Origin of the sequence: Facklamia sp. P12955, assembly GCF_050409565.1 — a bacterium.
GTDB lineage: Bacteria > Bacillota > Bacilli > Lactobacillales > Aerococcaceae > Facklamia.
This window is the reverse complement of the sequence record NZ_JBNUPF010000012.1, coordinates 23,298-36,082: the sequence shown is the minus strand read 5'-3', so window position 1 is coordinate 36,082 and position 12,785 is coordinate 23,298. Positions and strand designations below refer to the sequence as shown.

Sequence of the window (12,785 nt, the reverse complement as noted above, 5' to 3'; positions counted from 1 at the left end):
ATTTGCTCTTTTGTATGTCTTAAAGCTTTTAATGAGGATCGCAGAGCACTTATGGCCTAATTACTTTGTATCTTAAGGGTAAAAGCTTAAGGAGTGTAGGCCATGATAAAAAGAGAGTTAATCTATTTACAGATGAAAGGCGTTAAATACCGTCATTTGTGGCATTATTTTAAAGTTAGACAAAATCTCTCTCGTCAAGCAAGTGTTCATTATTTACTTATTAATAACATGTGGTCATTTAAGGAAGAGGCACTCTTCAAGGATTGGGAAAGTTGTCAAGAGATTCTAACTAATTTAGAAAAGCAAGCGATTCTCTTTGGTGAAAAATCCTATCCCTATCGCTGGCTTCAGCTTCCCCAACCACCTATTTTGTTTTTTTATAGAGGAGATCTTAACCTTTTAAATCGACCTTTAGTTGCGATTGTTGGATCTAGAAAACTATCGGCTTATGGAAAAAAAAGCGCACAAAAAATTAGCAAGGCACTAACTAAAGCGAGCTTTGTGATTGTTTCAGGTTTGGCTAAAGGAGCGGATTTTATTTCGCATAAGGCTTGTATGAGTGAAAAAGAAGGGAGAACCATCGCTATTGTTGCCAATGGCTTTGAGCATTATTATCCCAAAGAACATCATCAGCTCCAAGAACAAATAGCAAGCAGTCATTTGTTATTAAGTGAGTACCTACCCCATCAAGCTATTCGAAAGTATCAATTTATTGCAAGAAATCGTTTGGTGGCTGGACTATGCCCCGTAGTGATTGTCATTCAAGCAGCCAAGAAATCGGGCTCATTAATTACTGCTAATTATGCCTTGGAATATAATAGTCAAATTTATGCTTTACCTGGACCCATCGATGACCCGCAATCTTATGGATGCAATCACTTAATACAAGCAGGGGCAAGACCGATTGTCGATTTGGACCAATTAATAGAAGAGATAGCTCTAGATTATCAACGGCAAAAGATAAAATAAAGAGTATTCATTGACATAATTGAAAGTTTAGCATAAGATTGTTACGATTTTGCATGTGAGCAAAGGAATAAGAAAGGGAGTGATTGTTACTTGGCCTATAAATATCTCGTAATAGTCGAATCACCAACCAAAGCCAAAACCATTGATAAATATTTAGGCAAAAATTATAAAGTCGTTGCTTCAAAAGGTCATCTCAGAGATCTACCGAAATCACGAATGGGCATTGACTTAGAAAATAATTTTGAACCGCATTATATTTCAATTAGGGGCAGAGGCGATACCATTAAGGAGCTTAGAAAATTAGCCAATAAGGCTGAAAAAGTCTATTTAGCAAGTGACCCGGACCGTGAAGGAGAAGCAATTGCTTGGCATCTTTCCTATCTATTAAAATTAGATCCGCAAGCGGCTAACCGTGTAGTATTTAATGAGATTACTAAAGAATCGGTTAAAGAAGCATTTAAGCAACCACGACAAATCGATCAAGACTTAGTGGATTCTCAACAAGCAAGAAGAATTTTAGACCGAATAGTGGGTTATTCTATCTCACCTTTATTATGGAAGAAGATTAAAGGTGGTTTATCAGCAGGGCGTGTTCAATCGACCACTTTAAAACTAATTATTGACCGTGAAAAGAAAATCCGCCAATTTAAACCAGAAGAATATTGGAAAATTCCAGCGAACTTTAAAAAAGGACGGTCGAAATTTGAAGCAGAATTCTATGGACTAGACGGTAAAAAAACTGAGCTCAAGAATAAAGAGCAAGTTGATCAAGTTATGAAACGTCTTGACCTTAAAGGTGAATTTAATATTCAATCAATTACTGAAAAAGAACGTTTTCGTAAGCCCAATGCACCGTTTACTACCTCTACCTTGCAGCAAGATGCTGCCAATCGTTTGAATTTCCGTACCGGCAAAACCATGATGATTGCTCAGCAGCTTTATGAAGGCATATCTATTCGTCGTAACACCATCGGCTTGATTACTTATATGCGTACCGATTCGACTCGAATTTCACCAACAGCCAAAAAGATGGCAGGAGATTTTATTAAAGATACCTATGGTGAGCAGTATTTGGGAGCAGGACATAAGGTGAATAATAAAGCAGGGGCTCAGGATGCTCATGAAGCTATACGTCCCTCAAATGTCAGTTTAACACCCGAATCGATTAAAGATTCATTAACTAAGGACCAATTCCGTCTCTATGCTTTAATATGGGCACGCTTTGTGGCTTCACAAATGTCAAATGCCGTCTATGATACAATTAAAGCGGATATCATTCAAAATGATGTTCTCTTTCGTGCGAATGGTTCACGCATTAAATTTGAAGGCTTCTTGAAAGTTTATCCAAGTAAATCAGATAAAGATAACTATCTGCCAGCTTTGAAAGAAGGAGATGCAGTTACAGCTGAAAAGATTGATCCAAGTCAGCATTTTACTCAACCACCAGCACGCTATAATGAAGCCAGCCTAGTTAAAATGCTTGAAGAGTTGGGGATTGGGCGACCTTCCACTTACGCACCAACCTTAGAAACCTTGCGTAAACGCTACTATGTTAAAATGGAAGCTAAACGTTTTACGCCGACAGAACTAGGAGAAATTGTCAATGACATGATGGAAATTTACTTTCCAGATATTGTTGATTCTGAATTTACAGCTGGGATGGAAAATAAACTTGACCAAATCGAGGAAAATAAAGTAGAATGGCAGAAAGTTCTGAATGACTTTTATCAGATTTTCGCTAAAGATTTAGACAAGGCAGAAGAAGAGATGGAAAAAATTGAGATAAAAAATGAACCAGCTGGTTTTGACTGCCCAGAGTGTGGCAATCCAATGGTCATCAAAATTGGTCGCTATGGTAAGTTTTATGCCTGCTCCAATTTTCCAGAATGCCGTCATACTGAAGCCATCGTCAAAGAAATTGGTGTAAAATGTCCTACATGCAAAGAGGGCGAAATTATCGAAAGAAAATCGAAGAAGAACCGAATATTTTATGGGTGTTCAAGATATCCAGAATGTGAATTCGTTTCTTGGGACAAACCAATCGGTCGTAATTGTCCAAAATGTAATGAGTATCTTATCGAAAAGAAATCTCGTAAAGGCAAGCAAGTTCAATGTTCTTCTTGTGATTATACTGAAGCCATAGAAAGCTAAGCGAATTTTAAAAAAACTTCTTTAATTCAATCAATTTAGCTAAAACCGAATGCTTCACAGTTTTGTGAGTGTTCGGTTTTTTATCTATTTAGCAATATTAACTGAACTATAAAATTTACTTTTAGCCTGCATTTTGAATATGGCGCTTAATTGGCTATGAATTCAAAGAAAAGGTATAATAAAAAAAGAGGAAATTGAGGTGATAAATGATGCAGGATAAGATTATTAATTTTTTGAATTATTTATTGAACGAACGTCGTTATTCTCAACATACAGTCATCGCCTACCAAAGAGATCTGAACCAATTCTGGCTTTTTATTAAAAGTTCAGGAGAAGTTAGCTTAGAGCAAATTTCCTATCAAGATTTAAGGCTTTATTTAGCCTATCTAAACGAACGCTCGCTTAATCCCAAAACGATTGCCAGAAAATTATCCTCTTTACGTTCTTTTTTTAATTATTGTTTGCGTCGGCATTGGATTGACCAAGATCCAATGGAGTTAATTACTTATAAAGCAAAAGAGACTCATTTACCCTCTTTTTTCTATGAAAATGAAATTGAAAGTCTCATTAAAGTAGCTAAAACTAGTCTTTTAGATTATCCCAAGCGAAACCTCGCCATCCTTGAATTGATGTATGCAACGGGTATCCGCGTTTCAGAATGCTGTCAGATAAGACTAGACCAACTTGATTTTTCCTTGCAAATTCTACGTGTGTTCGGCAAGGGGAATAAGGAACGAATTGTCCCTTTTGGAGATCCAGCTATGCGAGCTTTAAAAGATTATATTGAAACGGAGCGTAAAGAGTTATTAAGTAAATGGTCCATGCAGAATCAAAGAAATAATGATATATTATTCTTATCGGAAAAAGGGAAAGCAATTAACCCTGATCAAGTGCGCCATATTTTGCAAAAAATAGTAGAAGAAAGTCAGCTTAATTTAAAGATTAATCCCCATAAATTGAGACATTCTTATGCGACCCATCTATTAAATCGTGGGGCAGATTTACGTTCCGTCCAAGAACTCCTAGGCCATGAGAATTTATCTTCTACACAAATATATACCCATATAACCGGCGATAAAATGCGATCAGAATACTTAAAAGCTCATCCGAGAGCTCGTAGAAAGAAGCAGGAGGAAGAATAAATGACAACAATATGTGCAGTTAAAAAAGATAATAAATTAGCAATGGCGGGAGATGGTCAAGTCACAATGGGAGAAACGGTCATTATGAAAGGTGGTGCCCGCAAGCTTCGTAGAATTTTTAACGATCAAGTGGTTATTGGATTTGCCGGAGGAGTTGCTGATGCTATTACCTTGTCAGAAATGTTTGAAACGAAGTTACAAGCCCATCAAGGCCAATTAACTCGAGCAGCTGTAGAAGTAGCCAAACAATGGCGGACAGATCGCTCTTTACAAAAGTTAGAAGCCCTTTTAATCGTTATGAATAAAGAAAGTCTCTTATTAGTATCCGGCACGGGAGAAGTTATCGAACCGGATGACGGTATTTTAACCATCGGTTCGGGGGGCAATTATGCCTTGGCAGCAGCTAGAGCCATGCTTAGAACAAGTGAGCAATTAAGTGCAAAAGAGATCGTTTCTCAAGCCCTAGAAATTGCTGCTGAAATTGATGTTTATACTAATAAACAAATCATGGTCGAAAGTTTTGAATCCTAGATTTAAAGGAGAATGTAAGAATGGAATTAAGTCCCAGACAATTAGTTGCAGAATTAGATAAATATATCATTGGTCAAGCAGAAGCCAAACGTTCAATAGCCGTTGCTATTCGAAATAGACAAAGACGGTTACGCCTTGAAGCTGAAATGCAAGATGAAGTAAAACCTAAAAATTTATTAATGATTGGTCCAACCGGAGTTGGAAAAACAGAAATTGCTAGACGTCTGGCCAAGATTATTAAGGCCCCTTTTTTAAAGGTGGAGGCCACTAAGTATACCGAAGTTGGTTATGTTGGTCGTGATGTAGAATCAATGGTCAGAGACTTGGTAGAGCAAGCAATCCGTATCGTTCGTGATGAAATGCGCCAAGAGGTTGAAGATGAAGCACGTGAAAAAGCAATTGATCGAATTGCTAAAGCACTAGTCCCTGGTAAGAAGAAAAAGAAGGAAGTAAAAAAAGATCCTAACAATGCCGGTGGCTTCGTCTTGCCAGATATGGAAGCTTTTATGCGCCAAATGCGTGGTGAAGTAGAAGCAGAAAAAGAAGAAGTGACGGAAGAAGTGGCTTCCAACCGTCGTCATATTCGCCAGCAAATTCGTGAGGGTGTGTTGGATAAACAAGAAGTGACTATTGAAATGGAAGAAAAGAAACTACAGTTAAACTCACTTAATCCTGCTATGGAGCAAATGATGGATATGCAAGAATCCCTCAACGCTTTAAGACCTAAGAAAATGATTCAGCGTACAGTGACTGTCAAAGAAGCGCTTAAGTTATTAACAGTAGACGAAGCAGACAAATTGGTAAACGAAGAGGATATTCATCAAAAAGGCTTAAAACTAGCTGAGAAAAACGGTATTATTTTTATTGATGAGTTAGATAAAATTGCCTCTTCAAGTAATCAATCGGGAGAAGTTTCAAGACAGGGTGTTCAGCGTGATATTTTACCAATCGTTGAAGGTAGTCAAATTCAAACCAAATACGGTATTATAAAGTCTGATCATATTCTCTTTGTGGGATCAGGTGCTTTCCATGTTGCTAAACCTTCTGATTTAATTCCAGAGTTACAAGGACGCTTTCCCATTCGAGTCAATCTTCAGGACTTAACCGCTGACGATTTTGTTAAAATTCTAACCGAACCTAAAAATGCCTTACTTATCCAATATCAGGCCCTTTTAGCTACTGAAGAGGTGACTGTTAACTTTAGCGATGAAGCAGTTCAGAAAATGGCCTACTATGCGGAAACCTTAAACCGCAATACAGATAATATTGGAGCAAGACGCCTACATACGATTATTGAGACAGTTTTAGAAGATTTATTATTTGAAGCAGCAGACACACCAATGGTAATTGAAATTACTGAAAAATACGTCGATGATAAATTAGCAGATAAGGTTGAGAATCAAGATCTTAGCCACTATATCTTATAAAGAAATGGGTGAAGCCTATGGTAACCATTCAAAATAGTTTTTTAAAAGTGGAGATAACTGAGAATGGGGCAGAAGTCCAGTCAATTACTGATCTAAAGACAGACTATGAATTTCTCTGGCAAGCAGACCCTTTCTATTGGTCTCGCAGTGCCCCCATCCTTTTTCCCATCGTTGGGCGCCTACAGGATGATCAGTATCTTTATGGTGGAAAATTCTACCAAATGAGTCGCCATGGGTTTGCTAGAGATTATACCTTTACTGTTCAAAGTCAAACCGAATCTTCTGCAAGTTTTTACTTAAAAAACAATAAAAACACGCTAGAATCCTATCCCTTTGAATTTTCGCTTCAGGTTAATTATGTTTTATATGATCATAAGTTAACAATTACTTTTGAAGTTTATAATCCTTCACTTGAAAAACCTTTATATTATTCAGTGGGTTATCATCCGGCCTTTAATCTCCCACATACAGTAGGAAGAAATTATCCGGAATTCAATCAAGTAAGTTACCAATTAAATCCAGAAGGGTATTATTATCTCTTACAAACTAATAATGATGGCCTAGTCAACTTAGAAAGAGCTAAGTATACAGAAGTGATTAATCAAAAGTTGCGTCACAAACAATTTAGAAATGATGCCTTAATCTATCAAGTGAGTGAAAAAGCTGAACTTATCTTAATGGATGCTATTAATGATGTTGAAATTAAATTTCGTTCTATTGGCTTTGACTATGTTGCTTTATGGTCTCCTTATCCTAAGCGAGCTCCTTTCTTAGCCGTAGAAGCATGGTCTGGCTTACCGGATATTGCCAATGAGCCTGAGCTATTTAAGCATAAACGGGGAATTCATAGTTTAGCCCCCCAATCCATCAGTACTCATGATTTGACGATGGAATTTTTCAAGGGTGAATAAAATTAAAAAGATAAAAATAGCTAAGGAAAATGCCTTAGCTATTTTAATTTATTTTTTTCTAGGATTTAAACCGAAGGTCACTCGACTTTCTTCTCCTTTAAGCAGTCTTTGAATATTCTCTCGATGACGATAGACCATCAAAACAGCCATAAAGGCAAAGCCCCAAGAATATACTAAAGGTTCTCGTAGAATAATCCAAATAGCGACCAGCAAAAAAGAGGTCATGGCAGCAATACTCACAATTGATGTCAATAAGAGAATGGTTATAAAGAGAGCGACCATGGCTAAAGCAATATAAAAGTTAAATGCCAATAGTACACCTACCGATGTCGCAACGATTTTTCCGCCACGGAATTGACTGAAAATTGGATAGGCATGTCCCAGAACAGCAGCAATAGCCGTTAGCATAATAGCTAAATCACTATCCGAGCCTAAGAGCTGTTGGGCCATTAAAACTGGAAGATAGCCCTTTAAAATATCCACAATAATAACCACAATGGCTGCAATCGGTCCAAAATTTCTGCCGATATTCGTACCACCAGAATTGCCTGAACCGAGGGTCCGAACATCGATATTGTGGATATATTTTGAATACCAGACACCTGAGGGAATCGATCCCGCCAAGTATCCGACAATAATCATTAAGATAGCTAACATTTATTAACCTCCTAGTTTACTATCTTCATTCTAACATGATTGAATAATTTTCACCAAGCGAATTTCTTAATTATAAAAATGCAATATTTTTGACTTTTAGGCATCAAAACAACTTTAAGTAAATCAAAAGTGTCAAAGCAGGATTTATTCTGCTATGATAATAGAGTTGGGAAATAGAGCCTTTATACTGAATAGATACTATCGTTAAAAGATTATTCAAAAAACGCATGACTATTTCTTATTAAATAACATTAAAAGGGTGAGAAAATGGCAAACAAAAATTCTAAAGTGAATTTAAGCAATTATAATGATGATGCCATTCAGATATTAGAAGGTCTAGAAGCCGTAAGAAAAAGACCGGGTATGTATATCGGATCGACTGATCAAAAGGGCCTTCACCATCTTATTTATGAAATTGTTGATAATTCTGTAGATGAAGCTCTATCAGGTTTTGCAAATCGAATTGTTGTGTCTTTAGAAGCAGATGGCTCGATTTGCATTACTGATAATGGCCGGGGCATGCCGATTGGTAGGCATGCTTCAGGGGTTCCTACGGTTCAAGTTATTTTCACTGTATTACATGCTGGTGGGAAGTTTGGCCAAGGTGGATATAAATCCGCTGGAGGGCTTCATGGAGTAGGAGCCTCGGTCGTAAATGCTTTATCTTCATGGTTGGAAGTGACGGTTATTCGAGAGGGATACCAATACCATATGCGGTTTGAAGAGGGCGGACGTCCTGCCAGCTCTTTAAAAAAGACTAAGCACAATAATCAATCAGACACTGGTACAAGTGTTCATTTTATGCCGGATGAAAAAATATTTGGATCTTCTGCCATTAACTATGAAACCATTTCCGAAAGGCTGAGAGAGTCAGCCTTCCTTTTAAAAGGAATTACCATTGAAATTCATGATCAAAGAAAAGACATTTCAGAGACTTTTCATTATGAAGATGGTTTACAAGATTTTATTCAATATCTTAATGAAGATAAAGAAGTCATGGGAAATGTGGTGGCTTTTTCAAGCCAATCAGAAGATTTTGAGATTGATTTTGCCATGCAGTATAATGATGGTTATTCAGAAACCATTCTTTCTTTTGCTAATAATGTTCGTACCAATGGTGGAGGCACGCATGAAACGGCCATGAAGACAGCTATTACCAAGGTATTTAATGACTACGGTCGTAAAATGAGTTTGATTAAAGAAAAGGATAAAAATTTAGAAGGGTCCGATATCCGGGAAGGACTGGCAGCCATTGTATCGGTTCGTATTCCTGAGCAATATCTACAATTTGAAGGACAGACGAAGGACAAATTAGGAAGTCCAAAGGCACGTACCATTGTTGAATCTTTTGTAACAGAGCACTTAGGTTATTATTTAGCAGAAAACGGTAATTGGGCGCAAACTATTTTAAGAAAAGCTTTAAAGGCTAGACAAACACGAGAAGCTGCTCGCAAAGCGCGTGAGGCTTCACGTTCTTCTAACTCTAATAAACAACAAGAACGCTTAATTTCAGGTAAGCTTACTAAGGCCCAGTCAAAAGATGCTTCAAAGAATGAACTTTATATCGTGGAGGGAGATTCGGCCGGTGGCTCAGCTAAATTAGGGCGTGATCGTAAATTTCAAGCCATATTGCCTTTAAGAGGTAAGGTCATCAACACTGAAAAAGCATCTTTAAGCGATATTATGAAAAATGAAGAAATTAATACCCTCATCTACACAATTGGTGCAGGGGTAGGGGCTGATTTTGATATTAAAGCTGCTAACTATGATAAAGTGGTCATTATGACGGATGCGGATACGGATGGTGCTCACATTCAAGTACTGCTTTTAACTTTCTTCTACCGCTATATGAAGCCATTGATTGAAGCAGGCAAGGTCTATTTGGCCATGCCGCCTCTATATAAGGTATCAAAGGGAAAAGGTAAGAATGAAAGAATCGAATACGCTTGGACAGATGAAGAACTACAAGCAAAAATTAAAGCAGTGGGACCAGGCTACATCTTACAACGTTATAAGGGGCTCGGAGAGATGAATGCGGATCAATTATGGCATACGACTATGAATCCTTCCTCACGCTTATTGATAAGAGTAACTCTTGACGATGATTCGTTATCCGAAAAGCGTTTATCGACTTTAATGGGTAGTAAAGTAGATCCTCGCCGTAAATGGATTGAAAAAAATGTTCAATTTACTATGGATGAAGAAGATTCTCTATTAAAAGAAAACACCCAAACCAACCACTCTCTAGCACAAGAAGACAAGGAAGCCTTGTTAGTGGCTAAAAACCCAGCTTCAAAAGCATCTGCGAAAACAAAAAATAAGCTATCAAAAAAAGAGCCGTCTATTGACCTTAATGAAAATCCAAGTAAGGATTTAGTGGATGAAAATGGACAAATTGATTTATTTGGAGGTGATTTATAATGACTGAACTAGAAAATAAAGGAGTCCAAGAATTAAATTTTTCATCGGTTATCGGTGATCGATTTGGTCGCTATTCCAAGTATATTATTCAAGATAGAGCGTTACCCGATATTCGCGATGGTTTAAAACCCGTTCAAAGACGTATTTTATATGCTATGTTTGCCGAAGGAAATACTGCTGAAAAAGCTTATCGCAAATCAGCCAAAACAGTGGGGAATGTGATCGGTAATTATCATCCACATGGAGATTCATCGGTTTATGAGGCCATGGTTCGTATGTCTCAAAGTTGGAAAAACCGCCAACCTTTGATCGACATGCACGGTAATAATGGTTCCATGGATGGCGACCCAGCTGCGGCAATGCGTTATACAGAAGCTAGGCTTTCAAGTATCGCCATGGAACTCTTAAGAGATATCCATTCTCAAACAGTCGATTGGATTCTGAACTTTGATGATACCATTGAAGAACCTCGTGTTTTACCCGCTCGCTTTCCTAATCTACTAGTGAATGGCGCAACCGGTATTTCAGCAGGTTATGCAACCGATATTCCTCCACACAACTTAGGGGAAGTCATTGACGCTTTAATTTATATGATTAAGCATCCCGATAAAATCAGTGTCGACCAGTTAATGAAGTATTTACCAGGACCAGATTTTCCAACGGGTGGTATTATCCAAGGTAAAGCGGGCATTAAAGAAGCCTATCAAACGGGTCAAGGTAAAGTTGTTATTCGATCTAAATTAGAAGTTGAAAAATTAAAGGGTGGTAAGTCTCAAATTGTTGTGAGTGAAGTACCCTATGACGTTAATAAAGGCAAACTTATTCAAAAATTAGATGAAATACGTCTTTCTAAAAAGCTAGAAGGGATTGCTGATGTTCGCGATGATTCAGATATTAATGGTGTTTCATTAGTCATTGAACTAAAAAGAGATGTAGAGGTCGAACCAATTCTTGCTTACCTCTATAAAAACACCGATTTACAAGTAAATTATCACTTCAATATGATAGCCATTCACGATCGTCGACCAGTCCTTTGTTCCTTAGAAAAAATGTTACAAGCTTACCTTGACCATCAAAAAGACATTATTCGTCGAAGAACTCAATTTCTTCTTAAGAAAGATCAAGACCGTCTTCATATTGTTGATGGCTTAATCCGAGTTATTTCTATTTTAGATGAAGTAATTACCACTATTCGCCAATCTGAAAACAAGGCCAATGCTAAAGATAATTTACACCAACAATATAATTTTTCAATGGCACAGGCTGAAGCAATTGTTTCCTTACAGTTATACCGTTTAACTAATACGGATATTGTTGGCCTACAACAAGAAAAATTTGAACTTAACGAAAGAATCCATATGTACGAGAATATCCTTTCTAATGCCAGTACTTTAGACAAGGTTTTGGTTAAGGAATTAAAGGAAATTAAGAAAAAGTTTAATAGTTTGAGAATGAGTCAATTAGAAGAGGAAGTGGAAGAAATTACCTTGGAAAAGACTCTTTTAATCCCACAAGAGCAAGTCTATGTGTCTGTGACTAAGGAAGGATACTTGAAACGTACTTCGGTTAGGTCATTTACGGCTTCCGATTCCACTGATTTAGGATCTAGAGATTTAGACTATCCATTATTTGTTCAAGAACTCTCGACTCATGATGCGATTGTGATTATCACATCTAAAGGTAATTATATTCATTTACCTGTTCACGAATTACCAGACATTCGTTGGAAAGATCTGGGTTTACATTGGTCTCAGCAATATCAATTAGATAAAGAGGAGTCCATCATTGCGGTGTTTGCGCAAAAAGCTTCGGACAATCCGAGTGAAGACCGAATTGTCATGATGACACAAGCAGGTCGCATTAAACAAACCCTCTTATCAGAATTCTCAACTTATCGATCCTATAAAACTCGGACAATGACTGCAATTAAATTGCAAGATGACCACGATCAATTAGTAGCAGCTCGATTAGCTAAAGCAGACAAGAACTATCAAATCGCCAGTATGACCCACCGCTCCTACGGTTTACGGTTTGATTTAGAACAAGTTTCAATTCAAGGACTAAAAGCACAAGGGGTCGTAGGTATGAAACTGAAAAAGGATGATTATCTTGTATCGATGCTCTTAATCGATCAAGCAGCTTCAAGACCACAAGTCTTCTTATTAACCAATCGAGGAAATCTTAAACGAATGGATAGTGAAGAACTGGCTAGTGCTAATCGCGCCAGTGTTGGAACGCTCATTCTAAAAGAAATAAAATCAAACCCCCATCGGATTTTAAAAGCTTTAGCCTTACAAAAAGGGAATATACCGATTATTATTCAAGGGGATACCGGTAAATCATTAGAGATGATGGCTTTTGATATCAATATTAGTAAACGCCAGAATAATGGCAGTCAGATTGTTGAGCTTGATCAACTAGGTAAGGTGATAGACATCCATCCTGCACGCTTGAAAATGTTAGATGAAGAATAAGATAAAAAACAAGTATCTGAACCAGATGCTTGTTTTTTATTTACAAAATCAACAACTAAAACTCTGTGTACTAAAAGAAAAAAACAGAAAGCAAACAACTGT

Annotated in this window: 9 protein-coding genes; 8 read left to right on the top strand and 1 reads right to left on the bottom strand. The window is 37.3% G+C overall.

The genetic code is table 11. The features are described from left to right. The first annotated feature begins 102 nt into the window (after window positions 1-102). From dprA to ACQV2G_RS04700, 6 genes are all read left to right on the top strand, one after another. Complete coding sequence (gene dprA / locus ACQV2G_RS04725; protein WP_428876254.1) at window positions 103-969, top strand: DNA-processing protein DprA; 867 nt, start codon at window positions 103-105, stop codon at window positions 967-969. Between the two features lie 90 nt (window positions 970-1,059). After that, the gene (gene topA, locus ACQV2G_RS04720) at window positions 1,060-3,120 is read left to right on the top strand and encodes a type I DNA topoisomerase (protein WP_428873415.1); all 2,061 of its coding nucleotides are present in this window, start codon (window positions 1,060-1,062) and stop codon (window positions 3,118-3,120) included. 209 nt (window positions 3,121-3,329) lie between these two features. Next, a complete protein-coding gene (gene xerC, locus ACQV2G_RS04715) occupies window positions 3,330-4,262 on the top strand; it encodes a tyrosine recombinase XerC (protein ID WP_428873414.1) in 933 nt (310 codons plus the stop codon). Continuing rightward, complete coding sequence (hslV, locus tag ACQV2G_RS04710; RefSeq protein WP_428873413.1) at window positions 4,263-4,793, top strand: ATP-dependent protease subunit HslV; 531 nt, start codon at window positions 4,263-4,265, stop codon at window positions 4,791-4,793. A 20-nt stretch (window positions 4,794-4,813) separates the two neighbouring features. Beyond that, on the top strand, window positions 4,814-6,220 hold the full coding sequence (gene hslU / locus ACQV2G_RS04705) for an ATP-dependent protease ATPase subunit HslU (RefSeq protein ID WP_428876253.1): 1,407 nt from the start codon (window positions 4,814-4,816) through the stop codon (window positions 6,218-6,220). A 17-nt stretch (window positions 6,221-6,237) separates the two neighbouring features. Beyond that, window positions 6,238-7,131, top strand: coding sequence for an aldose 1-epimerase family protein (locus ACQV2G_RS04700; RefSeq protein ID WP_428873411.1), 894 nt, complete (start codon window positions 6,238-6,240; stop codon window positions 7,129-7,131). A gap of 48 nt (window positions 7,132-7,179) precedes the next feature. Here ACQV2G_RS04700 and plsY read toward each other — a convergent pair whose 3' ends face one another. After that, complete coding sequence (gene plsY / locus ACQV2G_RS04695) at window positions 7,180-7,788, bottom strand: glycerol-3-phosphate 1-O-acyltransferase PlsY (protein ID WP_428873410.1); 609 nt, start codon at window positions 7,786-7,788, stop codon at window positions 7,180-7,182. 267 nt (window positions 7,789-8,055) lie between these two features. Here plsY and parE point away from each other — a divergent pair, with 267 nt between their 5' ends. Together parE and parC are read left to right on the top strand one after the other, a co-directional pair. Then, a complete protein-coding gene (gene parE / locus ACQV2G_RS04690; RefSeq protein WP_428876252.1) occupies window positions 8,056-10,209 on the top strand; it encodes a DNA topoisomerase IV subunit B in 2,154 nt (717 codons plus the stop codon). Beyond that, a complete protein-coding gene (gene parC, locus ACQV2G_RS04685; RefSeq protein ID WP_428876251.1) occupies window positions 10,209-12,683 on the top strand; it encodes a DNA topoisomerase IV subunit A in 2,475 nt (824 codons plus the stop codon). The genes parE and parC overlap by 1 nt, the downstream gene beginning before the upstream one ends. The last annotated feature ends 102 nt before the right edge of the window (window positions 12,684-12,785 follow it).